Origin of the sequence: Christiangramia flava JLT2011 (genome assembly GCF_001951155.1) — a bacterium.
Taxonomy (GTDB): Bacteria; Bacteroidota; Bacteroidia; order Flavobacteriales; family Flavobacteriaceae; genus Christiangramia; species Christiangramia flava.
Genome location: NZ_CP016359.1, coordinates 1,074,798 through 1,100,155, shown reverse-complemented (window position 1 = coordinate 1,100,155; position 25,358 = coordinate 1,074,798). Strand labels below are relative to the sequence as shown.

Here is a 25,358-nt window from a genome sequence, read left to right as displayed (position 1 = left end):
ATGATGACCACTAGACTACTATTTAATAAAATAAAATTTTATATATCGATATTGATATTGTTTATATCACTCGGTTGTACTCAAGACGAAGTATTAAAGGAGCAGAATTATGTTCAGCCCTACAACATAACCATAAGCCCTCAGCAGGTTAGTATTGCAGGCTCTAAGTTCTATGTTAATGGACAGGAAATATTCTTCAACGGTGTGAATACTGCCTGGCAGCCTCAAAGCGATTATAGTTTGGATTTTCTGGGAAGAAATTTTGATTATAGCTGGTGGGAAGCGGAGTTTGAACGCTATAGACAAAATCATATCAATCTGGCCAGAGTTTGGATACATGGAGCAGGAAACTACAGTCCATCGCTAAATGGCGACGGCTTGGTTACCGGTGCGAGTCCCCAATTCTGGACCGATATGGATCAGTTAGTTGCAATTGCCAAAAGTAAAGGGGTCTACCTCATGCCAACCTTCTGGTCTTTTGATATGGTCAAAGACTCCAATAGTTCTAACTATGACCAGTACCGCCAAATCATTAATGATCAAAATAAAACACAATGGTATACCGAATATTTTCTTGAACCATTTTTAGCCAGATATGAAGATGAGCCGATCATAATGGGATATGATATTTGCAATGAACCGGAACATATGTGGAGAGATGCCAATTGCGGGAATTTGCCTAAAGACAATGTTGTTCGATTTATTGCCATGATGGCGGCATCAATTAATGAGCATAGTGAGAAACCGGTTACAGTTGGATCAATGTGGATCATTTTTAATAGTAACCGTTATGCGGGATGGAATCAGTATGCGGGCAATAATTATAGTGATGCATCGCTCCAGGCGCAATTTGCAAATAGTAATGCCTCCCTTGATTTTTGGTCACCACATTGGTATCAGTGGCAGTCATCTGATGGCCCATTTGATACCTCTATCGGTTATTGGCTAGACAACGGGAGCAAACCTGCCCTTATAGGAGAGACTCCAGGATATAATATCGATGCGAATACAATGAATAATGCTAACAACTGGAATATTACCCTGAGCAATTATTACAAGCAATCCTACTGGAATGGATACGCAGGTGTTTGTGCCTGGAAAAATCCACATGAAAATGATGGGTATGGGTACTTCAGTGAAATTGCTAACGCCACCAATAATTTTTATAATGATTTTCCAAATTTAGTGGACCCCAACGCTAATAGCGCTTTGGTCTCCGGTGAAATATACCAGATAAAATCCGTTGGTACCGGGAAAGTTTTGGATGTGGAGGGAGGTGTTACTGCGACTTCCAATGGTGCTAACGTACAACAATGGGAATACCTATCTCAAAGCAATCAGCAGTGGCAGATTACGGCCGTTGGAAATGGGTATTACAGCATCATCGCGCAAAACAGTTATAAAGCACTTGATGTCCTAGGATTTGATATTAGCGATGGCGCAAATGTCGGGCAATGGGAATATGAAGGTAAAACAAACCAGCAATGGCAAATAAATCAACTTTCAAACGGAACCTACCAGCTAATTAACAGAAATAGTGGGAAAGCATTAGATGTAGCCAACGGGGTGAATGCTAATGATAATGGTTTGAACATCCAGCAATGGGAAGTCAATGAGAAGAATAATCAACAATGGCAATTAATTCCAGTAAACTAGCAATTAAAATGAATGAACTGAAAAAGCCTACTTTAAAGAAAATTTCAATTACCCTTAAAAAGTATGAAGGCAATCCAGTATTGAGCCCGAACCCAAAAAATGACTGGGAATCACTGGTAACCTGTAATCCCGGTGTATGGTATGAAGATGGAAAATTCTACATGTTGTATCGGGCAGCAGGAAACGATCAGGAACATGTAATTCGTTTTGGTTTGGCTTCCAGTACCAATGGAAAAGATTTTACACGAGTTTCTGATAAACCTGTTTTTTCACCAAGTGACAACGGTCCAGATATGGGAGCTGTAGAAGATCCGCGAATCGTAAAATTTAGCGATGAATTTTATATTACCTATGCCTACCGACCTTATCCCCCCGGTCAGTACTGGAATTTTGGACACGATGAAATTCGGCTTCCGGATGTCAGTGAGGATGCTCCTTCTGTTCTCAAATTCAATATCGCTAATTCAGGATTGGCTTTGACGAAGGATTTTCGAAATTTCCGAAGGTTAGGAAGAATTACCAAGCCGCACCTTGATGACAGGGATGTAATCATTTTTCCAGAGAAAATCAATGGTAAGTATGCCATGTTACATCGGCCAAAATCCTGGGTTGGGCCTGCCTACGGATGTGAACATCCATCAATTTGGATCACCTTTTCAGACGATCTCATGGTATGGGAGCACGATAGCCACCTATTGCTTTCAGGCATCGCAGGTACTTGGGAGGAAAAGATTGGTGGAAGCACGCCACCCCTTCGTACAAAGGATGGTTGGCTGATTATTTATCATGGTGTGGAAAATGGGGGAAAAGGGTATTACAGAGTCGGAGCTGCCTTGCTGGATCTTCAGGATCCACGTATAGTGACTCATCGACTCCCGGATTTTATTATGGAGCCAGAGTTTGATTACGAACTGGAAGGATATTATAAAGGATGTGTTTTTCCAACCGGCAACATGATAATTGATGATATCTTATATATTTACTATGGGGCTGCTGATAAATATGTAGGCCTGGCCACTTGTGAGGTTAGTACCTTATTAAATGCTTTAAAAAATGCCTGATAGACTAAAAGCCATATTTTTTGTAGGAACTTTTTTGCTACTCTTCGGATGTGATCAGAAGAAGGATAGTGAAACCTTTGATTCGCTCACACTCCATCCCGAGAGGATTATTTCACCATCTGATGACTTTATCGGCGGCGGGGTCGAATGGTCCGCCTATCCACACGCAGATTCGGACAAGGCCGAATGGGGACTACTTATGACTGATCAAAAGTGGCAAGAGGTATTCAAACGACTGGATTTTATGCAGCCAAAAATAGTTCGGGTATTAGATCAGGCAAACTGGAGATACTTAGAAGGAATTAACGATAATGGAAATCCAATAGTCAATTTTGACAATCAGGAAATGCAGGCCCTCTACAAATTACTAGACTATTGCGAAAAGAATAAAATAAAGGTGATTTTAGGGGAGTGGGGACAGCCATATAAGGTTCATGATCCCGAATTACAGCTGCAAAATGCATTTAGCGGTGCCTCTGATTCTAAATGGATATCAATTATTGTGGAGCATATTGATCACCTGGTCAATAAAAAAGGGTATACCTGCATTCGTTATTTCAATCTTGTTAATGAGCCAAATGGATACTGGTCCTCTGTAGACGGAAATTGGAAGGAGTGGAAAAGTGCTGTTACCAAGCTGGATAGTGCGTTTAAAAAGAATGGTATTAATCAGGTAGATGTGATGGGACCGGACTCCACACCTTATAATAATGAAAAATCAGACTATCAAGGAATGGAATGGCCGAAACAGGCTGTACTTCAATTGAACGATGTTTTAGGAGCCTACGATGTCCATGATTATCCGACGGTTGAAAAAGTAAGATCTGGAAAATTTCAGGAAGAATATACGAAGCTAATCAGTTTTGCAGATAGTGTGGCTCACAAGCAGTTCGTTTTGGGAGAAGTAGGCTTTGAAAAATATGTAGAGCCAAATATTACGAGGTATGAGGAAGATCCGCACGCCAGTCCGGATAGCCAGATGAGAGTGTATGATTATGATTACGGTGTAGATATGGCTGATGTAATGGCGCAGTCATTGAATGCCGGTTTTGATGGGGTCATTGCCTGGGGTTTAGATGATGCGATGCACACTAATGGTGATTCCGGTGATACCACACAGCTGAAGCGTTGGGGGATGTGGAATATCCTGGGAGAAGAGCTTACTGGTGATAAGTCCGATGAAGCCATCCGACCCTGGTTTTATACCTGGTCCTTAATGACCAAATACTTCAAGGGCGATCTCAATATTCTACATGTTCAGGGATCGCTGCCTGAAGGTGTCAGAGCCGTAGCCGGAAAATCAACCAAGGGAGATTGTACACTCACCCTTGTGAATAACTCAGGGCAACCGGTAAGTTTATCCATCGATGGAAAATCTTTTAGCATGAATGACCAGCGCTTTCAAAAATACCTTTACTCAGAAAAGGAAAGGCCAGTTGATTCCGAAGGTTTTCCGGTGGCGCTGAAGAGAAATATAAGAATGCCTGAAGCATTAACTATTCCCGCCAAAAGTGTAATGCTTTTTACCACCTATACTAATTAATAACAATATGAGTCTTAGTGTCATAGATTTTCTCGTTTTAGTTGCCTATATCGTTTTTATTATTTGGTGGGCGCTTAGGAATGGGAAGAGTGCCAATTCCGAAGATTATTTCCTGGCTGGCAGAAATCTGACCTGGCCAATGGTAGGCTTATCTTTATTTGCTGCAAGTGTTTCGAGTTCAACTCTGATGGGCCATTCTGGGGAAGGCTTTATCAGTGGTATAGCGGTATTCAATTATAACTGGATCTCCGTATTGGTTCTGGCTTTCTTTGCTACCTTCTTTTTACCATTTTATATTCGATCAGGTATTTTTACAATGCCGGAATTTTTAGAGAGGCGGTTTGATGGCAGATCTAGAACCTATTTTTCATTTATTACAATCATCGGAAATGTTTTTCTGGATGCTGCTGCCACCTTATATACCGGTGCCTTAATTATCAAAATGATTTTCCCGGATGCCCCAATATTTTGGATAATCATTGGAATGGCTCTGGTAGCGGGTAGTTACACAATTATAGGAGGGCTATCCTCCGCTATCAATGCGGATATGATCCAGGCAGGTATTTTAATAATAGGCTCTTCTTTACTGTTCTTTTTTGCACTAAACAATATTGGAGGCTGGGAAACCTTTGTCGAACGATTTAATGACGGATTCTGGCTCCGGCTGACCCGGCCATTGGACGATCCTACTGTTCCTTGGCTTGGAATGTGGGTAGGAATACCCATCCTAGGTTTTTACTTCTGGGCGAATAACCAGGTAATGGTGCAAAGAGTTTTATCGGCTAAATCCGTAGATCATGGCAGAAAGGGGGTGTTACTAGTTGGTTTTTTATACCTGTTAACAATCTTTATTTTTATCATTCCCGGATTGATTGCCAGGGGACTGAACCTTTTCGGAGTGGAAAACTTACCGCATGAGATTATAAGTGGAAGTGTTTTAAAAGAAACCTATGGGATCAATACTGACCAGGTTTATCCACGCTTAATACTTAAGTTATTACCAGTTGGACTAATAGGAATCATCCTTTCGGCGATGATTTCTGCCTTAACTTCTACCTTAAGTGCCACTTTGAGTTCAGTTTCTACCCTTTTTACCATGGATTTTTACAGTAAGATTGATAAAAATGCCAGTAGTCGAAAAAAGGTTTTCGTAGGCCAGGTCACCGCTGTTATCACATTAGTCATAGCCGTTATCTGGGCACCTTATATAAGAGAATTCGATTCGTTGATCGCCTACTATCAGGAAATAGTCTCCTATTTGGCACCACCCATCGTAGGAACCTTTTTTATAGGACTTTTTTGGAAACGAGCCAACGGCAAAGGTGCCATCACCGGATTGTTTTCAGGTCTACTGGTGGCAGCCTGTATCATGCTTCTGAAATATTTATTACATATTGAACTAGGGTTGCACTTTTTACTATTAGCACCAATCTTACTGATTATCAGTACCACAATTACCATAGTGGTCAGTCTACTAACCGAGCCACCACCGAAGGACAAGGTGATGGAAAATACCTGGACGAAAAATATTTGGAAACAAGAATCCAAAGAATTAGAAGGAATTGTGTGGTATAAAAATTTTAGGTTTCAGGTCGTTGTTTTGATTCTAGCCTGCTTCGGAATGTATGCTGCTTTTTTTTAGAGATTCTTGCTTAAGGATCCAACCCGCGTAGCCAGTCCCGAATTTTATGGTAAAACTCTTTAGAGAGATTACCACTTTTAAAGAATAATTACTAATCTATGAAACAATACTTTTTCGTACTGACCCTGCTATACCTATGCTTTTCTGCAAGTGCTCAAGAATTTGTACAGGTACAAGATGGACAATTTGTGAGAAAAGGGCAGAGTTATCACTATTTAGGCACCAATTTCTGGTACGGTATGAACCTTGCCGTGGCGGATGAGCAAAGACTAATTCGTGAATTAAACCGACTTGACAAATTGGGAGTGAAGAACTTACGAATTATGGCGGCTTCAGAAGGTTCTATAAATGCTCCCTGGCGTATGCAACCGACCGTTCAGATCCGACCGGGAACGATAAATGAAGACATGCTTCAGGGACTTGATTTTCTTCTTAATGAAATGAAGAAAAGAGATATGCTTGCAGTGGTATGTTTGAATAATTTTTGGCCCTGGTCTGGTGGGTTTTCACAATATGTGTCCTGGGCTAATGATGAGGAAGAAATTCCTTTTCCACCACCCGCAGCATTGGGAGATTGGAGAGTTTATCAGGAATATGCTGCACAATTTTATCAAAATGAACAAGCACAGCAATTGTTCATGCAGTTTCTGGAATTGATTCTGGAGAGAAAAAATTCTGAAAATGGCCTGCTTTATAAAAATGATCCTACGATTATGTCCTGGCAATTGGCGAATGAACCGGAGGGGGTCAATAAACCGGAATTATATCGAAAATGGATTTTTGAAACGGCTGACCGGATCAAGGAATTAGATGCAAATCATTTGGTATCTATTGGGAGCGAAGGTAATACCCCATCTGCCAAAAACGGAACGGATTTTTATAAAGATCATGATCACGCGTCAATCGATTACTGCACTTTTCATTTATGGGTACAAAACTGGGGATGGTATGACCCACTAAATGCAGAGAAAACTTACAGTTCCGCAATTATAATGGCTTCGCAATATATTTTGGATCATCTCAATACGGCCAAAAAATTACAGAAACCACTGGTTTTGGAGGAATTTGGAATTTCCAGAGACCAGAATAGTTATAGTGATACCTCCAAAGTTACGTATCGCAATCGGTACTATGCCTTTATTTTTCAATCGCTATTAAACTATTCTGAAAACCTTCCACAAATGGCAGGAGCGAATTTTTGGGCCTGGGGAGGAGAAGGTCGACCGGAAGAGCCAAAAGCGATATGGAAACTTGGAGCAGATTTTATTGGAGATCCACCGCACGAATACCAGGGTTGGTATTCTGTATACGATCAGGATATTACGACCCTGTTAATCATCCGGGAGTTTGCTGAAAAGTTTAGTGCACTGGATCAAAATAAATCTTTGAAATAAAAATGCCATGAATAACTTGAGCAACTCGAAATTGAAATGTCCAACCAGGACCCACAAAAGGTGCTGGACATTACTTCTGCTTTTATTAGGTATTGCCTGCAAGCCGGTAAAAACGGATTCAGCGTCTGAAAAAAATCAGCAAAATAGACCAAATATCCTTTATATTATGGCAGATGATTTGACCATACAAGCCATTAGCGCCTACAAAGGCATTTACCAAGAATTGGCGCCTACCCCTAATATTGACCGTATTGCTCAGGAAGGCATGCTTTTTTATAACGTGTTATCGACTAATGCTATCTGTGGTCCGAGTAGAGCTTCGATCCTCACAGGCAATTACAGTAATGTACACGGATACTATAAAAACGAAAGTGGAGGAAAGTTTAATGCAGATCTTTGGACCTTTCCTCAGGAATTTCAGAAGAACGGTTACAAGACGGCCTTGTTCGGTAAATGGCATTTAGGTTCCAAACCAAAGGGTTTTGATACCTATGCTTATCACAATGCAGTAGTACAACAAGGAACCTATTGGAATCCAGTTTATAATGAGAATGGGGAAAACCGGATAGAGAAGGGATATGCGACGAACCTAACTACTGAATTTGCGTTGGACTGGATGGAAAATGTAAAAACGGATAACCAGCCATTTCTCCTGATGCTTCAGTATAAGGCACCCCATCGGCCCTGGCGGAGAGATACAGTGTATTCCAGTCTGTGGGAGAACCAAGATTTTCCCTATCCAGCAAGCTTCAATGATTCCTATAAAGGAAGAGAATTAACAGCCGGGGATACAGAAATGACGCTAGATTATCTTACTAGAAATGATTTAAAACTTACTCCACCACCTGATTTAGAAGGAGAGTCGCTTAGGGTTTGGAAGCTCTATGGGTTAAGGTCTTCCGAAGTAGTAAAACCCGACTCACTGAATGTGGAGGAAGGTAAAAGATGGCGTTACCAAACTTATATAAAGGATTATTTAGCCTGCGTCAAATCGGTGGACGATAATATCGGGAAGGTGTTAAACTACTTGGAAGAAAATCAATTACAGGATAATACCATCGTGATACTTACCTCCGATCAGGGTTTTTATTTGGGAGATCATGGTTTTTTCGATAAACGATTTATTTATGATGAATCCATTAAAATGCCTTTTATGGTTCGATATCCTGAAAAGATTCAACAAGGTAGTGTGAATAAAATGCTTATTGCAAATATCGATATTGCGGAAACTTTACTGGATCTGGCGGATATTCAGAATTATCCCGATACTCAGGGAGAAAGCTTTGCACCAATTCTTTTTGGAAAGGATTTATCTCAATGGAAGGAAAGCGTGTATTATCATTATTACGAATTCCCTTACTGGCATCATGTCCAGCCTCACTACGGAATACGAACCCAGAAATATACGTTGGCTCACTTCTATTATAATATGGATCAATGGGAACTTTATGATCTCGATAAGGATCCTAATCAATTACACAATGTGGCTAATGATCCTGCATATAATGAGGTCATGGAACGATTAACAAAACGATTGAAGAAAGACATGATTCATTATCAGGATTATCAATCCTTGACCAATTTTAAAACGATTACTGACACTGATTTTGGTGCAATCACCAAGGAAAAAAATTAAAAATTATGAATAAAGAAGCACCTATTGTTTTAACGTTGGATGCCGGAGGGACTAATTTGTCCTTTATGGCTATCCAGGATGATTTATTTCTAACCCAGACGGTTACTAAAGAAACGGATTCAAGTGATCTTGATAATTGTCTACAAACAATTACCGAAGGATTTTACGAACTAATTGCTTTGATCGGTAAGCAACCTGACGCAATAAGCTTCGCCTTTCCCGGACCTTCAGATTACCTCGGAGGAGTCATTGGAGACTTGATTAATATACCATGTTTTAAGGGAGGGGTTGCCCTTGGTTCTTATCTTGAAAATCAATTTAAAATTCCAGTCTTCATAAATAATGATGGCGATCTTTTTGCATATGGAGAATATATGAAAGGTTTTCTTCCAGAGTTGAATGCCGAAATTCAAAATACCAACAGTCGTAGAACATATAAAAGTTTATTTGGTATCACACTGGGAACAGGATTTGGCGGGGGGCTGGTGATTAATGGTCAGCTTATTACCGGTGAAAATTCGGCTTCCAGTGAAATATGGTTGATGAGGCATTTTCAAAACCAGAAGGTTTATGTTGAGGAGGGCGTTAGTGTGCGTTCGATTAAATCTGATTACGCTGCTTACAGTGGGGATCATCGAGAGCTATCACCAGAGGATATTTTTGCCATAGCCAAAAAAACCAAAGATGGAAATCAAAAAGCCGCTTGGAAATCCTTTGAGAACACCGGAATTAATATCGGGGAAGCCCTGGCTAATGTGATCGCGCTGTTGGACTGTCCAATAGTTATTGGCGGAGGTCTGTCCGGAGCTTCTGAAATTATTCTTCCTACCATTATCCGACATTTGAATGGTGCTATTGAAACAAAAGATGGCAATAGAATTCCGCGCCTGGTTTCTACAGCCTACAATTTCGATAACAATGTAGAACGCACAAAATTTCTTAAAAACTCTTTTAGAAAAGCAAAGGTTCCTCACTTTAATAAAGAGGTAGGATATATAGAAGAAAAGAAAATTCCCCTGGGGCTTAGTAGATTAGGAACCAATAAGGCCACCGCACTAGGTGCGTATCATTTTGCCAGGAATATTCTTACTCAGGACTTACAACTAAATCGTTTTATTTAGTTCACGATTATGCAGCGGAAAACAACCTTGAAAGAATTATCGAAATCGCTGAACCTATCCATCAGTACGATTTCCAAAGCTTTAAACAATAGTCCGGAAATCAGTAAAGCTACAGTAGAGAAAGTAAAACGGTCAGCTGCCCTTCATAACTATATTCCCAACTTTGCAGCTAGAAATTTGAAGGCCGGGAATAGTGGAACTATTGGTATAGTATTACCCACCATGAGCAATCCTTTCTTTTCCAGTGCATTTGAAGGAATAGAAGCCGCATTAATGAAGAGAGGCTACAAAAGTCTGGTTTTTCTTTCTCATGAATCTTTAGACCTAGAGCGAACAGGAATTCAGAAACTGGTAGAAACCCAAATTGACGGACTGATTATTTCCCCTGCCCACGAAACCATTAATTCAAAGAGTATTCAGCACTTAACACAATTAAAATCTCTGCATATCCCTATTGTCACTCTGGACAGAACCTTGCATGAAATAGCCTGCGATTCCATTACTACCGATGAAGAACTAAAAGCAGAAATCGCCATTAGTAATATGCAAAAAAGTGGATGTAAAAACATCATTTTTCTGTCTGGTACGATAGGTGCCACACGAAAAACAGGTTATAAACAGGCTTTGAAGTCAGTAGGCCAGGTTACCCGTATCATGGAGTACCATAGTGATTTTCCAAAAGATGAACTCTTAGAGATGCTGCTTGCAAAATCAATTGATGGCATTATGGCCTGCAGTGAACATTGTGCGATTCAAGTCATGAGCTTTATCTTACAAAATGGGTTTTCTATACCACAAGATGTATCAGTAATCAGTTATCATAACAGCTCAATAGGACAGTCTTTCTGGCCGGCACTCAGTACCATTGATTTAAAACCTGAAGAACAAGGAAATCTCGCCGTCCAAACATTATTTGATAGAATAAATGGCCTGCTTCCCTCTGGGAAAATAAATTATCAATTGGATTCAGAAATTATTCAACGCAGCTCTACCAAACCGATAAGAAGTTAATTGAAGCAATTGTAACCCAATAACAAACATATCATGAAAAAACAAAAAACTATAAAGTACCATTTGGTACTTATTTGCTTCTTAGCTATTCCTTTCTTGCACTTTGCTCAGCAAAAACGAGTAATCCATTCTTGGATTACTACCCAAGATCGAAGCATGCTTTTTCAAGCGCAAGATTCTATTATTCCATTCTCCAAGTCAACGAATCCAAGGTATCCGGCAATAATCGTGGATCCAGTCCATCGTATGCAAGAGGTGGATGGATTTGGGTTTGCCCTTACCGGAGGTAGCGCAGAATTGCTGATAGGTATGAATCCGGAGAAACGAAAAGTCATCCTGCAAGAATTATTTGGAATGCATAATGATGATATTGGCATCAGCTTTATCAGGCTAAGCATTGGCTCTTCTGACCTAAATAGTTACACTTTCTCCTATGATGATCTGGAGAACCGTGAAACCGATACGGAGTTAAAAAGCTTTAATCTGGGGCAGGATCTTCAGGATGTGGTACCCGTCATGAAAGAAATTTTAGCGATTAATCCAGATATAAAAATCATGGGATCACCCTGGTCAGCTCCAGTATGGATGAAAACCAATCAAAATATTCGCGGTGGAAAGCTTAAAGAAACCTATTATGAAGTGTATGCTGATTATTTTGTGAAGTATATCTTAGAAATGGAAAAGCAGGGTATTCCTATACACTCGATTACCATCCAGAATGAGCCGATGAATTCGCGTAATACTCCGAGCATGTCTTGGTACTGGTATGAGCAGGCGGGTTTTATAAAAAATTATCTGGGCCCCAAATTTCAAGAGTATCAGCTCGATACGAAGATTATTATTTTTGATCATAATACCGATCGACCAGATTACCCCTTAAGTATATTGCAGGATAGTTTGGCCAGTAAATATGTCTATGGTTCTGCATTCCACAATTATCGCGGCAACATGGAAACCATGTCTATGGTACACCGGGCACGTCCCGATAAACATATTTTCTTTACTGAACAAATGGTGACTGAAAAACCTAATAATAGTACTATAGGAATTACAGATCCCTTTAATCGCCTCATTATTCAAGGAATGAACAACTGGAGCCGAAATGTCATATTATGGAATCTTGCAGCAGATCCTAATAACGATCCGCATACCGATAACGGCGGTTGCTCCATGTGCCAAGGTGCCCTCACCATTGCAGGGAATACAGTTTCCCGCAATCTGGCTTACTACACAATTGCGCATGCGTCCAAATTTGTAAGACCCGGGTCCACCCGTATTCATACGACTCAACCTACCGATCCAAGTGTGTATTTATATGAAGATGAACAAAGAGCTAAGGTTAACAGAGTATGGGAAAGTCAGAGCAGCCCTCTATTGCCTAATGTGGCTTTTGAAACACCGAAGAACAATATCGTGCTGATTGTTTCAAATACTAGTTCCGATCAACACTCGGTGAAGATTCAATACAAGGGAGAATATGCAAACGTACCTCTTGAACCAGGATCTGTCGGTACATTTGTATGGAACCAATAAATAAAAAATTTTCTTTTTAAAAATATCAATTAAAAATGCCACCATTTCTGGTGGCATTTACGCTTGCTTACGGTTAATAGATCAAAAAATATTCAAGCGTGATTTTTAATATAGGTAGTCAAAAGCAACTGTGTCATAATATCCGAAGTTTCCATCTTCATTTGCACCAAAGCATGCAAGCATAATGGAATTGGAGTCATATCCATAAGGAGTGCCAGGAATATGTACAGCTCCATCATTACCGGCTGCTTCACCTGATTGTCCACAACTGGCCCTAGTATCCCAATCAGTATGTCTCATTCCAAGAGTGTGACCAATTTCATGGGTAATAACGTGTTGATTTGTTGCAGTACTATAATTTTCCATTCCAGAGAAAATTTGTACATATTTATAAGGGTTTCCATTAGACGGGAAACCGGCTACTCCACCAGCTTCTCCATTCGGTTCTTGAAATACTACAATATCATAAGGAGAAATGTTTGTTCCAAACGTCAGGGTGAAGTTCAATCCTATATTTAGGGAGTTATAATTTGCAACAGCTGCCTGTAAAGCATTTCTTTGTTTAGCAGATAAATTTTGACCATAACCTGTACCGGTATAGCCAATAACATTTATCGTTCGGGGACTGCTTACAAGATTGTATGTGCGATATTGCTTTGAATCAATACGAAGTGGCTTCATTTCTTTGAGCTGTTGAGGTGTCATGGCAATATCCCCTTCAATTAAAATACGCATTTCACTCTCACCACCTGGTAAAGTAAAAGATTCGTATTTAACTTCATTTGCATTTAAATGGAGATCACTGATTTTTTGTAATTCAGTATCGGATAGTTCTCTTACTTGTTTTTTAGCTGATGTTGGTTCTTCATGAATTTGGTCCATTTCATCTTTATTACATGATGATAGTGAAACAAACATAACTGCTAAAAGCAGGAAGTTGATTTTTTTAAAATTCATAATATTGGTGTTTAGGGTTATTAATGATCTCAATTTACCTCCATTGCTTATTTAATCAAATTGATTGACCGTAAGGATTTTACGGGATTACCGTAAAACGTCCTTAAATACCCTTGACTGGGTATTCTTCGGTATGGATATGGTAAGTACTTTAGCTGCCAACAAATGAAAATTTGTAAATTACGGCACTAACCAATTAAAACTTGATTATGGACTCTTACCCGATTCTCGGTTCTTTTACTGAATTTAATTCTAGCTTTAAATTTGATATAGCTTTAGCGGTGCCGCCCTTCAGTAATGATAGAAAACCAGGAAAATTGATTCTATCTATTGTTGGATCCTATGAATCAAGTGTGAGCGACGGTGTGCCAAATAAAATGACGCTTCCTGTGTTGTTTTTAATCGTAAATGGAAATAGACAAATTCCGAGAAATGCTAATGAGGTACCAGATAATTCGCTTCCTGATTGTTTGGATTTTAGTGAGATTAAGACTACCAGAAATAAATCTACAGTTTTAAAAGCAAATACATCCCAGGTGCTTACTATTGTTTTTCACTCTGATCAAGATCCTGATAACATTATTGATTGTTTTAAAACCTATTTGGATAAGGAGCTTTATCAGTTTTATTTAGGGAAATCAGTTGGAGAAAGTTTTGCATCCTATTATCGGGCAAATTGCATGAAAGGCCTGGAACTTGCTCAACCGGAGACTTCTGGAGGGGGAATTTTAGTTGGAGGATAATTGAGATTATCTATTCGTTATATTGTTTTCAATGCAGCAAGTTTGTTACTTGCTGCTTTTTGCTATTCACAGCAGCCAGATTTATCTACGGTTGACAGTCTAGTATCTGTTGGGGACTATTCGCAATCCGAGCTATTATTACAAGAAATCGATACCACTAAATTATCCAGGACCGAACTGGCGCAGTTTCATTTTCTTTTCGGACAAATACAAATTAATGTCAATAGTTCTGATGAAAGCCTAGATCAATTTTTAAAGGCTAAAAGAATATACTCTAGTCTGGATAGTCTTAATAATGTTGCTATTATTAATCTAAAAATCGCCGAATCCTTAAATGCCTTAAACAACCCGGATCTCGATCCGCAACCTTATATAAACGAATATTTGGAATACGCAGAGGATAATGGAGATCCAGCGCTACTATCAAAAGCCTATATGCAACTAGGTAAGATTTATATTAATTCAGACCCGGACAAAACCATTAAATTTTTCAATAATGCACTGGATCAAAACTCACGGATAAATGATAGCCTGATGGACGCAAAAATCCATCATAACCTGGGTGTGGTATATGGTGAAATACTGAAACAAAAAGATTCTGCCCTTTATCATTACGATATAGCTTTAAAGCAATATCAAAAGGAAAATCTGGAAGATTATATCTCTTATATCTTTAATAATAAGGCATCACTATATCGGAATCTTGGAGATTATGATGCTGCAATCGCCTGGTATCAAAAAACTGATAGCCTGGAGATGCGACAGTATGAATTGGGTACCCGCCAGTTTTTATATAAAAATATGGCCGAGACCTATGAGCTCAATCAGGATTACGAAAATGCGCTTCGCTATCGCAAATTGGAAAACAGCTATCGGGACAGCATTAACCAGGCAGAACAGGATAAGGCCTTGTTGGATGTCAATACTAAATACCAGGTAGAAAAAAAGGAGAATGAGAATTTAAAGCTCAAGCAGCATCAAACCATTCTCTGGATTTTATCTGGAATTTTACTATTGCTGTTTCTGATTGCATACCTCGCTTACCGCAATGCCCAGTCCAGAAAGAAATTGCTGGTAAAAGATCATGAGATAGAAAAGGAGAGACTGGAAAAGTCTTTGAAAGATCAGCAGCTATCCGGATTGGATGCCATGATTGAAGGTCAGGAAAAGGAACGCCAGCGTATAGCAAACGATTTGCATGACAACCTGGGCAGTTTATTGGCGACACTAAAACTTCATTTTCAAAATTTAAAAGTCAGAAAGGACAGACTGAAAGAGGAGGAAGATCGATTGATGAAACAGACTGATGAGTTACTCGATGAAGCCTACCAGGAGGTGAGAAAAATTGCCCATGTAAAGAATGCCGGTATGAAAGGACAGGAAGGTTTAGTGCCGGCTATAATGAATTTTGCCAGTAAGGTGTCTGCTTCCAGTAAATTAATAATTGAGGTGGAAGATCACGGTATGGATGAGCGGATGGAAAATAGCCTGGAAATCATGATCTTTCGATTCATTCAGGAGCTTGTAACCAATATTATAAAACATGCAGAAGCAAGTCGTGCGATCATTTATCTGACGCATCATGGCGATTCTTTAAATATAATGGTGGAAGACGATGGAAAAGGTTTTGAACGAAATCAGATCAAGCCAAAAGATGGCATGGGAATCCACTCTATCCAAAAAAGGGTGGAATTGCAGGAAGGAACGGTCGATATTGAATCGGTTCCGGGAAAAGGAACTACAGTTATTATTAATATTCCAATACAATGATAAGACTAGCCATTGCAGAAGATCATACTTCGCTTATAGACGGGATCAAAGTTTTCTTTGAATATGAGGAGGATATTGAATTCCTGGGATTCGCGACAAACGGCAAAGAATTGTTAGAATTGGCAAAAAATAAAAGGATCAATTTCGTGATTACAGATATTCGGATGCCAATAATGGATGGGATACAATTAACCAGAGCCTTAACAGAACAATATCCAGAAATTAAGGTTTTGGCTTTTACCATGTTTGACCAGGATGAGGCTGTAAAGCAAATGCTAAATGCTGGAGCCAAGGGTTACATACTAAAAAATGCAGGCCTGAAGGAGTTGTTATACGCCATACGGACAATTCACAAAGGAGAGAATTATTTTGACCATAACATTCAGGTGCCAGACGATGAAAATTTAAAATCAGGCCGACGAGAGAAAGGCTTGCTTACAAAACGAGAGCTGGAGATCTTAAAGCTAATTGGTGTTGGGAAAATCAATCAGGAAATTGCCGATGAGTTATTCATAGGGAAGACCACAGTTGAAACACACCGCAAAAATATGATGAGAAAGCTAGATCTCTCTGGTTCCGGTGAGTTGTTGAGGTATGCGCTTCAGCACAAGTACGATTTCTAAAATCTACCCTTGGCAGGGTATGTTTTTCGTTGTGATTCGGGGATATATTACAACTATTAAACTCTCGAATTCATGAAACGCTTTATACCAATTATTCTTTTTGCTTTATTCCATTCTAGTACCTTTTCTAAAAGGATTCGAGTTCGAGGTGAACATAATTATCGAATGATTGAACCAAAAGGTGAAATATCTACTAGAGATGAATCTAAGATTATTACAAGTGATTGCATGTACTTAATTTGTCTTTAAGACTGGATTGATTAATTTGAAATTCTAATGAATTCGTCAGGAAAGTGTGGTGATCCTGATATTTAAAAATCTCCTTGTACGATATCTTCTTTCGAAAGCTGTACAGCTATACTTAAGGTCTCAAGATCATACTCTTGTTTAATCGTTGTAACATCGCTTTGAATGACTTCCAAAGCTTTTTCTCTTGAAATGCCGTCATTAAAACTTGAAACCCAGGTATGATCCATGGATTCTATTTTTGACCATTCTTTTTCCTGCATCGCTTCATTAAAATGATTTATTTTTTCCGAAGAGTTCGTTTTTAGATCAATTGAAATTAGTGCATTCAGCCCCATAAAATTTTCATTTTTGAAGTTAGATAAGGTTACGTAGTAAAACTTCTTTACTATTCGTTTATAAAAATGTTCTCCTGGTGCCATTTTATTGATTGAACAGATGGAAACCAAGATTTCTTACTGGGCAATAATAAATCTTTCCCATCAAACTGGGTTAAAGTGAACTTGGAATCTTTGTCATTAACGAGGCTTGAAACCTTTACTTTATAATCTTCGGTAATACTAATTAGACCACGATCGAAAGCCCGGTGAAGGGTAGGAGAGAGTGCGATACCATTACTTACTGTGTCATCGTTGGAAAGACTGAAAGGATGAATATGGCAGGCATCAATCATCTGAATGTTTGGTGGCCCCATAATGCGCATACCCGAGATACTGCATTTATAATCGTAAATTCTTGGAATACTCCGCTTAAACAGACCACCACGTATAAAAATTTCTTCTTGGTAGCTGCTATCGTCCAGTTGTGATTTTAGTGAAAGTAATCGTTCCCTGTATTCCTTTCCCGATTCATTTTGGATTTGGTACTCCAGCAACGATTCTTCGGCTGAATTTAAATCATTCCAGTAGTTACTCCGGGTATCATAAAAATAGTACTGTAGCAATTGTTCTTCCAGAACCTGGCAGGTTTCTGACTGTTGTAATAAAAGAAATAACTCGGCATCAATAACTGCAAAGGCAACGGTTTCCCGTAAATTTTTAAAGCTGCGGATGCTTCCCGACCGTGTAATCCCTATCTCCATACCGGGTTTTGCGATCAAATCCCAGAACGGCTCTGACCGCAAATGGAAAAAAGGAAGGGCAAAATTCTCAGTATGGCCGGTATCTACAAGCTGTTTCCAGGTCTCGCGGAAATTTAAAAGCAACTCGGGTGTTATGAAAACTTTGTTGTTAGTAATATGACCTTTTCTAATGCCATTTATTATGGCGAGAAGCATTATCGGTTTATGAGGAGCTTTAGTAAGATTTGCACTAACTCCACGTTTTAATTTTTTAAAATACCACAAGTATTTACTTAAATTAGGCAATGGTGCTTTTTTATATATTGTGAAAAATTAAGGGTAAAATATTAACTCTAATAATTTACGTGACTTGTCAGAATTGTAAATCTATGAAATACTCAAAATAATTGACAAGCGTAATTCTATATTTAAATCAATTATTTCTTTGTGGTAAATTTTTTACTAACTAAGAATTTGAAAAAACATAGTATTAAATTATTTCAATCAAGTTGAAAGTGAAATAATTCCTTTGGATGAAGTTCTAATCCTTTTGCAAGTTCTAAAACGGTAGATAGTTGAATATTTATTTCACCTTTTTCTATTCGGGAAATGTGACTGTAATCAATATCACATCGTTGGGCTAGTTGGCGATAGGAAAGTTTTTTTTCTAATCTAGTTTCTTTTAAGTTGTTTCCAAAGACTTTTAAAAAATCTTCTTTTGATATTTCTTTAGCCATTTCCACTGCTTTCTCGAAGCAATCTGAAAATATTTAACATATTTATTGTGGCATTAAAATACCACACAGGAAAATTTTATTTATATTTGATTCATAATTAATATATTGCGAACTTCTTAAAATATTAGAAGCATTCGCTTTGAGTCTCGCTATCAAAAACTGGTAATTTTTAAGCAACGAGATGATAAGTGTGAATGCTCACGACCCGGGCGTGGGCTCTCTTATCGTTGTGCGGTATACCAGTACCTTGATAGCATAAGTTGAGTTTCGCGCCTGTTTTTTTGCGCTTTATTCTTCTTTGCTCCAGGCGTTTTACTTCCTAAAGACATTTCGCTAGTACCACAGTAATGAGTTATTGAAGCGTCCGAAAAGATCATTCAGTCCGGCTAGTCAGGCTAATATTGAAAATCGTTCTAATCATTTATTCCTTGAAAGAAAATCATTTATCGCAGAACCACAATTAGATTACCATCATACTATCGGTAAGGCAAACTTTAATATGTTGATTGGTACGACCTTCCAGGAAAGTCGATCGGGGCTTACAAATTTACAAGGAACCGGTTATGCATCGGAGGGCCTAATCGGAAATTTAAATGCTGCACAGAATATAATATCACCTGCTGATGAAAATACGGAATATCGCTATAGCGCAATTTTCAGCCGGATCGGATTGAACTGGGATAAACGCTACTTTTTAAACCTTACCGGAAGACGTGATGGATCATCAAGATTTGGAGACGGAAAACGACTGGCCAATTTTGGCGCGTTAGGTGCAGCTTGGATTTTCTCAGAAGAAAGTTTTATTCCTAATTCATCTTCGTTTTTGACATTCGGAAAATTGAGAGCGAGTTATGGAACAACTGGAAGTGATCAAATAGGTGATTATGGATATTTAGATACATATTCTCCAACTTTGGGACCTGGAGGTTTATTTCCAAACCAATTGTCCAATCCTGATTATTCATGGGAGGTGAACAAAAAACTGGAAGCTGCGATAGAACTTGGATTTTTTGATAATCGAGTGAATATTTCAGCGAGTTGGTATCGCAACCGTTCTTCTAACCAACTGGTTGGTTTTTCTTTACCGGCAATTACCGGCAATTACCGGATTCACAAGTGTACAGGCAAATTTACCGGCTACTGTGCAAAATACGGGCTTTGAGATGGTACTCGCTTCAAATCTGGTTTCAGGCCAAAATTTTGAATGGAACACCAATTTTAACTTCAGCATTCCGAAGAACGAACTTTTGAGATACCCGGGATTACAAGAATCTACCTATGCTAATAAATATGTCGTAGGAGAGCCACTCAACATAGAATTACTTTACCAATACACAGGTCTGGATCCCGAAACAGGTTTTTACAGTGTATTAGATAGGAATGACGATGGAAGCCTTGACTATGAAGATAGAAAAATCGCCTTGGATAAAAGCCCAAGTTTCTTTGGGGGTTGGAATCATGAATTAAACTTTAAAAACTTTAGCCTGCAATTCTTATGGAGATTTGTAAAGCAGGAGGGTACTCTTGAATTATTTAAAGCAGGGTTTCTTCAAAATCAACGCGCAGAGGTAATTGATGCCTTAAACACTAATACCCAATATCAGCTGGTTTCAAGAAGCACTGCGGCTTCAAGGGCTTATAACAATGTACTTAATTCAAATTATACCATAACCGATGCCTCTTTTTTGAGATTACAAAACCTCAATTTGAGCTATGATGTACCAAAGAATTGGTTGAGACCACTGGGTATGAAAAGCGCTACGCTCTTTTTTACCGGGCAGAACCTAATTACTCTGACCTCCTATAAGGGGCTGGATCCAGAAATACCAAATGGAGGAATTAATTTCAATTCTTTGAGAAGTATTACAACCGGCCTTAATCTCAAATTTTAAAATTTTAGCAATGAAAAATCTATATAAAAAAATTAGCATAATGATTCTTTCAGGTTTCCTTACCATTTCCTGTGAGGATTATTTGGAAGTGGATTCCCCAGCGTATAAAATAGGGAGAAGGGAAGTTTTCGATGAAGACGCCACCGCTGAAAGTGCCATGAAAGGTATTTATAATCAACTTTTTACAGCAGCCTTTAGTAGTGGATATGAGAATAGCGTCACCGTATTAGCAGGATTGTCTTCTGATAACATTCAAAGTCTTCGGGAAAATGATCTGCTTCTAAGGGAATTTGATCAGCATTCGATTTCGCCGAATAATGAAAGAAATCTAGCCCTTTGGTCCAGTACCTACCAGGTGATTTATATGACAAATTCATTGCTGCAAGGCCTGGAAGATTCTCAAAACTTAACTCCTGAGATTGGTGACAGGCTTAAAGGAGAAGCCTTAACAGTTAGAGCCTTTACCTATTTTTATTTGGTAAATCTTTATGGACCTGTTCCATTAATCCTTTCGACGGATTATAGGGACAACTCGACGGCTTCCAGAAATTCGGTTGAATTAGTATATGATCAGGTACTATCTGATCTAATGGTTGCCCGGGACTTGCTTACTGACGAATATCCAAACGGAGATCGAACCCAAATCAACAGAAATGTTGCCAATGGATTATTGGCAAGAGTTCACTTATTTCTTGGAGATTGGCAGGAAGCAGAAATTTATAGCACACAAGTAATAGAAAGTAATTCTCAATATGAGTTATCGGATGACTTAAACGCTGTATTTCTAGCGAACAGTAAAGAAGCGATTTGGCAGCTAACTCCTGAGGGTAGAGGAGGGCCAATAGGCTATACTAACGAAGGCAGTATCTTTATATTTCTATCTTTTGCACCTTGTTTTACAAAAGTTTCACTGACAGATGACTTGGTAGTGACTTTTTCTGAAGCAGACCAACGTCTACAAAACTGGATTGGTTTTAATGAACAAACCGAAAAGTATTTTCCTTTTAAGTACAAGGATAGAAGCTCCTTTAATGAAATTAAAGAGTTTTCTATGGTTCTAAGACTGGCCGAACAATATTTAATTCGCGCTCAAGCCAGAAATATGCTTAATAATTCTTTGGGTGCTCTGAATGATTTAAATAAAATAAGGGAAAGAGCTACAGTTGATCTCCTTTCAAACGAGCAATCCTATTCTCAGGAGGAACTTAGCGATTTAATCTTTCAAGAACGCAGCAAAGAATTATTTGCCGAATGGGGACACCGATGGCTGGATTTAAAAAGAGAGAAAAGAGCAGAATCTATTTTGGGTGGTGTCGGTAATGATTGGAGTGCTGAGGATGCATTATACCCAATTCCGGCACAGGAGAGAGCTAAAAACGTGAACCTAACTCAAAATCCGGGATATTAAATGAAACTATATATCAAATTAATACTCGCACTTTTCATAAGTAGCCATATTCTCGGGCAAGAAAAATTACTGACAGAATCTAAGGTTCAGTTGGATGAAAGTATCCGTCAGGGAAAGTTGAAAAATGGAATGAATTATTTTATTAAGAATTTACCCGCTTCGAATAACAAATTAGCTATGAGGTTATACGTTAAAGTAGGCAGGTATCAACAACAACAAGATGAGTTCGAATTCATTCATTTTTTGGAACATATGGCTTTTAAGAAAACGAATAATTTTCCAGATGGGATATTTCAGTATCTCGAAGAAAATGAGAATTTAAATCTTAGTAAATATGCTGTCAATGGTCATACGGGTATTAATCATACGGAGTATGTTTTTGATGGCAATTCGGACGATTTTAATTCCATAAAGACCGGCCTTATGTGGTTTAAAGATATTGTCGATGGACTAGCTCTTGAAGCGGAAGAAATAGAAACTGAAAAAGGTGTCATTATACAGGAAACGATTATGAGGTCAGGTGATAATTTTCCCAAATTCTATAACGATCTCAAACTGCAAAGAATTTTCTACCCCTGCGTTACGGATGGCTCAAATTTTTTAGGAAAAATAAGAGGTATTAAAACTCAGGCTATACGAAATTTTTATACCAAGTGGTACCAGCCAAAAGATATGGCTATAGTCCTGGTAGGAAATATTCCAGATATTGAACGGGTCGAGAAAAAAATCAGATCTGTTTTTTCAGAAACTGAAAATAATTCTCATCAAGTTCAAAAGAATAACTGTGACTCACTCTTTTTGAAGCGACCACCTCAATTTAAAACCTTTGTAAAAGAAACCGATGAAAGGTTGAATTCAGATAGTCAAATTAACATTTTGTACAGGAGTACAAAAAGGAGTATTAAAAGAAGTAATCTCGAGGCACAATGGAAAATGCAATTTGAACTATTCTTAATGATATTAAATCAACGTATTACGGAGAATAATAGGAATTATCATAATTTTTTTAATGCTCTATGCAACCATACCGAGAATGCTAACAGATTCCCTGATGCCCTGGAAATAAAACTATCAGTTGAACAGGGAAAGGAAAGGATGGCCTTGGAGGATGTTTTTGCTGATATAGGTCAGCTTATTCGTTATGGGGTTTCGGAAGCGTATTTTGAAAAGGCTAAGAATGAATTTTCAAAAAACCTTCAAGACAAGGATTTGAGTGATTCAAAGTTTTGGTTAATGGGAATTCAGGATTATTTCATTGATGATATTCCATTTAATAAAAATCAAATTCAAATTGTTCAGAATTGGCTTGCTGATTATGATCTACATTCTTTTAATCGATTTATAAAAGAACTTGAACTAGGTGTCCCGGATGATATTGCAGTTATGATTTCTACTAATGATCCAGTGCATAAATTCCAAGAAGATGAAATTCGAACCTTGATATACGAGTCTTATAAAAATCCTGTAGGTCCGTATGTAGTCCCAAAAACTCCTGAGAGTTTGATGAGTGATCAGGCTAAAAGAAATTTGCAAGAGAAGGGAATACTATACATGAACTCTGGTCGAAAGAATATTCAGGAATTTAGATTGGCTAATAATATTAGGATAATCCTTAGTTCATTTAAGTCAACGCCGGGAAGTCTTCAAAATAGCATTTATATTCATGGGTATAAAAAGTTAGGAGCTTCTAGCCTTAAACCTGAAGATTATTTCTCAGCCGTATCTGCACCGGACCTTATTAAAAACGGAGGAATAGGTGATCTTGATAAGTTTGAATTTCAGCGATATGCAGAAGGAAACAGTTTAGTTTGGCAATTGATACAACCATATATCAGTAATTTAGAATCTGGAATTACAATTAGTGGGTCAGAAAAGGATTTTGAAAAAATGCTTCAGACAATTTTTTTATTACTTACCAAACCGATAAAAAATGAAAAAGTTTTTAATGACTGGTTAAAAGATGAAAGCAAAAAACTGAATAATGCGATCGCTAATATCAACGATTCCTATATGAGGTCGAGTATCGAAAGATTAACCGGGAATTATACTTTACGCGGGGATATGGTTGAAAGACTTCAAGGACTTGATAAAGTGAGCTATGAAAAATCCTACGATATTTTTTCAAATATTCTGGGAAATGCTAATGGATACACTTTTATTATTACAGGAGACTTTTCAAGTAGTAATTTGATACCACTGATAAATAAATATTTAGGAAATATCCCAAAAATAGATAACAATCAATCGTCATTTGAAAACCTAAATAAGTCTCCGAAGTTACCAAAGGGTCCGGTAAAAGTAGAATTACCAGTTCAAGAAGCCAAAACCAATAATAAACAATATGCAGTAAAATTTATATCTCCCGGGAATAAAAATAATTGGAAGGAACATATTAGGGTTAAAGCCCTCGGCTTTGTAATATATAATGAACTCTACAAATTACGGTTCGAGAAGGATCTATCCATCTACTCTGTAAGCTCAGGTGGTCAATTCGATTTTAATACGAATCAATACATTATTGGACCAAATTTGGATGTTATTCCTGAAGATTATGAAAAAATAAAAAAAGAGTTTTTTAAGATTGTTGAAATGCTGAAAACTGATTTAATTACGGAAGAAGCTTTAAGCCAAAGTTTACGAATTTTACAATCCTTCACAGATGAAAAATTAAGAGCTGGAAATAATTTAGCTAAAAGTCAAAAAATATATGATCACTATTATTATGATCTTGATTGGGTTGATAATAGAGAACTTGTTGAATTTATAAAAACTATTAAACCCGAAGATATCAAGTTAAGCGCTCGAAAATACCTGAAGGATGAGAATTTATGGGAATTTGTTCAAAAAAATAATACTGGCAAACTTGAAAATTAAAATAAAACAAACCGGGATTAACCCGGTTTGTTATTTTTAAATTACAATTAAAGTTGCTTTATACTACCATCGCCTAATTTAGGCATCGAAAGGGCTGCATCATCATAAACTTTATAAATTGGACCATCTTCTCCGAATTGAACCCTACATTGGGTGCTTCCGGTACTGCAATTCTGCTCTGGAATGATAACTAACCCCTGCGGAGTTTGTACATAATCATTGTTTGGATCACTTTGTGGCTTTGAAAATGCAAATAGCATTCCCAATGAAAAAATGAAAGCAATCATCGGTAATATGATTTTTTTGAAATTCATAATATTAAGTTTTACATTAAACAAATACCTAGTTTTATACAGGTAGGCTGCTCCTGTACCTTGCGCAATAGTGTTATAAAGTTCACTATTTATATCCCTGGGTATTTGCCTTGGCAGTATTTAAATTAGTCTTTGCT

At 38.0% G+C, this 25,358-nt stretch carries 21 protein-coding genes; 16 read left to right on the top strand and 5 right to left on the bottom strand.

Going from position 1 to position 25,358, the window contains the following annotated elements:
* From GRFL_RS04655 to GRFL_RS04615, 9 genes are all read left to right on the top strand, one after another.
* On the top strand, nt 1-1,656 hold the full coding sequence (locus tag GRFL_RS04655; RefSeq protein ID WP_083643516.1) for an RICIN domain-containing protein: 1,656 nt from the start codon (nt 1-3) through the stop codon (nt 1,654-1,656).
* An 8-nt stretch (nt 1,657-1,664) separates the two neighbouring features.
* Nucleotides 1,665-2,717, top strand: a complete 1,053-nt coding sequence (locus GRFL_RS04650; RefSeq protein ID WP_083643515.1) for a glycoside hydrolase family 130 protein — start codon at nt 1,665-1,667, stop codon at nt 2,715-2,717.
* Nucleotides 2,710-4,260, top strand: a complete 1,551-nt coding sequence (locus GRFL_RS04645) for a cellulase family glycosylhydrolase (RefSeq protein ID WP_083643514.1) — start codon at nt 2,710-2,712, stop codon at nt 4,258-4,260. The genes GRFL_RS04650 and GRFL_RS04645 overlap by 8 nt, the downstream gene beginning before the upstream one ends.
* Nucleotides 4,261-4,267: 7 nt before the next feature.
* Nucleotides 4,268-5,902 (top strand): sodium:solute symporter, encoded by a 1,635-nt coding sequence (locus GRFL_RS04640; RefSeq protein ID WP_083643513.1) that lies wholly within the window; start codon nt 4,268-4,270, stop codon nt 5,900-5,902.
* A gap of 98 nt (nt 5,903-6,000) precedes the next feature.
* Nucleotides 6,001-7,296, top strand: a complete 1,296-nt coding sequence (locus GRFL_RS04635; protein WP_083643512.1) for a glycoside hydrolase 5 family protein — start codon at nt 6,001-6,003, stop codon at nt 7,294-7,296.
* 31 nt (nt 7,297-7,327) lie between these two features.
* A complete protein-coding gene (locus GRFL_RS04630) occupies nt 7,328-8,932 on the top strand; it encodes a sulfatase family protein (protein ID WP_423738280.1) in 1,605 nt (534 codons plus the stop codon).
* A 5-nt stretch (nt 8,933-8,937) separates the two neighbouring features.
* Nucleotides 8,938-10,053, top strand: a complete 1,116-nt coding sequence (locus GRFL_RS04625; protein WP_083643510.1) for an ROK family protein — start codon at nt 8,938-8,940, stop codon at nt 10,051-10,053.
* A gap of 9 nt (nt 10,054-10,062) precedes the next feature.
* Nucleotides 10,063-11,064: a LacI family DNA-binding transcriptional regulator gene (locus GRFL_RS04620; RefSeq protein WP_083643509.1), complete on the top strand. Its 1,002-nt coding sequence runs from the start codon at nt 10,063-10,065 to the stop codon at nt 11,062-11,064.
* A 33-nt stretch (nt 11,065-11,097) separates the two neighbouring features.
* Entirely contained in the window at nt 11,098-12,597 is a 1,500-nt protein-coding gene (locus GRFL_RS04615; protein WP_083643508.1) for a glycoside hydrolase family 30 protein, read from the top strand.
* A gap of 105 nt (nt 12,598-12,702) precedes the next feature.
* On the opposite strand, the gene GRFL_RS04610 is transcribed toward GRFL_RS04615, so the two are convergent.
* On the bottom strand, nt 12,703-13,554 hold the full coding sequence (locus tag GRFL_RS04610; RefSeq protein WP_083643507.1) for a M57 family metalloprotease: 852 nt from the start codon (nt 13,552-13,554) through the stop codon (nt 12,703-12,705).
* Between the two features lie 209 nt (nt 13,555-13,763).
* Here GRFL_RS04610 and GRFL_RS04605 point away from each other — a divergent pair, with 209 nt between their 5' ends.
* The 3 genes from GRFL_RS04605 to GRFL_RS04595 all read left to right on the top strand — a co-directional run bounded on the left by GRFL_RS04605 (nt 13,764) and on the right by GRFL_RS04595 (nt 16,690).
* A complete protein-coding gene (locus GRFL_RS04605) occupies nt 13,764-14,297 on the top strand; it encodes a hypothetical protein (RefSeq protein ID WP_083643506.1) in 534 nt (177 codons plus the stop codon).
* A 384-nt stretch (nt 14,298-14,681) separates the two neighbouring features.
* Nucleotides 14,682-16,067 carry a tetratricopeptide repeat-containing sensor histidine kinase gene (locus GRFL_RS04600; RefSeq protein WP_139839264.1) on the top strand — a complete coding sequence of 462 codons (1,386 nt, stop codon included), beginning with the start codon at nt 14,682-14,684 and terminating at the stop codon, nt 16,065-16,067.
* A complete protein-coding gene (locus GRFL_RS04595) occupies nt 16,064-16,690 on the top strand; it encodes a response regulator (RefSeq protein WP_083643504.1) in 627 nt (208 codons plus the stop codon). The genes GRFL_RS04600 and GRFL_RS04595 overlap by 4 nt, the downstream gene beginning before the upstream one ends.
* Before the next feature lie 311 nt (nt 16,691-17,001).
* Here GRFL_RS04595 and GRFL_RS04590 read toward each other — a convergent pair whose 3' ends face one another.
* The 3 genes from GRFL_RS04590 to GRFL_RS04580 all read right to left on the bottom strand — a co-directional run bounded on the left by GRFL_RS04590 (nt 17,002) and on the right by GRFL_RS04580 (nt 18,733).
* A complete protein-coding gene (locus GRFL_RS04590) occupies nt 17,002-17,358 on the bottom strand; it encodes a hypothetical protein (protein WP_083643503.1) in 357 nt (118 codons plus the stop codon).
* Nucleotides 17,325-18,302: an HNH endonuclease gene (locus tag GRFL_RS04585; RefSeq protein WP_236995878.1), complete on the bottom strand. Its 978-nt coding sequence runs from the start codon at nt 18,300-18,302 to the stop codon at nt 17,325-17,327. Before GRFL_RS04585 ends, GRFL_RS04590 begins: the two co-directional genes overlap by 34 nt.
* Nucleotides 18,303-18,496: 194 nt before the next feature.
* Nucleotides 18,497-18,733, bottom strand: a complete 237-nt coding sequence (locus GRFL_RS04580; RefSeq protein WP_083643501.1) for a helix-turn-helix domain-containing protein — start codon at nt 18,731-18,733, stop codon at nt 18,497-18,499.
* 355 nt (nt 18,734-19,088) lie between these two features.
* Here GRFL_RS04580 and GRFL_RS04575 point away from each other — a divergent pair, with 355 nt between their 5' ends.
* Genes GRFL_RS04575 through GRFL_RS04560 form a run of 4 tightly spaced genes read left to right on the top strand, consistent with a single transcriptional unit; the run spans nt 19,089 to nt 24,907 of the window.
* Nucleotides 19,089-19,895 carry a TonB-dependent receptor domain-containing protein gene (locus GRFL_RS04575; protein WP_083643500.1) on the top strand — a complete coding sequence of 269 codons (807 nt, stop codon included), beginning with the start codon at nt 19,089-19,091 and terminating at the stop codon, nt 19,893-19,895.
* On the top strand, nt 19,876-20,625 hold the full coding sequence (locus tag GRFL_RS04570) for a SusC/RagA family TonB-linked outer membrane protein (RefSeq protein WP_139839263.1): 750 nt from the start codon (nt 19,876-19,878) through the stop codon (nt 20,623-20,625). The genes GRFL_RS04575 and GRFL_RS04570 overlap by 20 nt, the downstream gene beginning before the upstream one ends.
* Nucleotides 20,626-20,635: 10 nt before the next feature.
* Nucleotides 20,636-22,033, top strand: a complete 1,398-nt coding sequence (locus GRFL_RS04565) for a RagB/SusD family nutrient uptake outer membrane protein (protein WP_083643498.1) — start codon at nt 20,636-20,638, stop codon at nt 22,031-22,033.
* Complete coding sequence (locus GRFL_RS04560) at nt 22,034-24,907, top strand: M16 family metallopeptidase (RefSeq protein WP_083643497.1); 2,874 nt, start codon at nt 22,034-22,036, stop codon at nt 24,905-24,907.
* Nucleotides 24,908-24,954: 47 nt separating this feature from the next.
* Here GRFL_RS04560 and GRFL_RS04555 read toward each other — a convergent pair whose 3' ends face one another.
* On the bottom strand, nt 24,955-25,221 hold the full coding sequence (locus GRFL_RS04555) for a DUF6520 family protein (protein WP_083643496.1): 267 nt from the start codon (nt 25,219-25,221) through the stop codon (nt 24,955-24,957).
* Nucleotides 25,222-25,358: the final 137 nt, after the last annotated feature.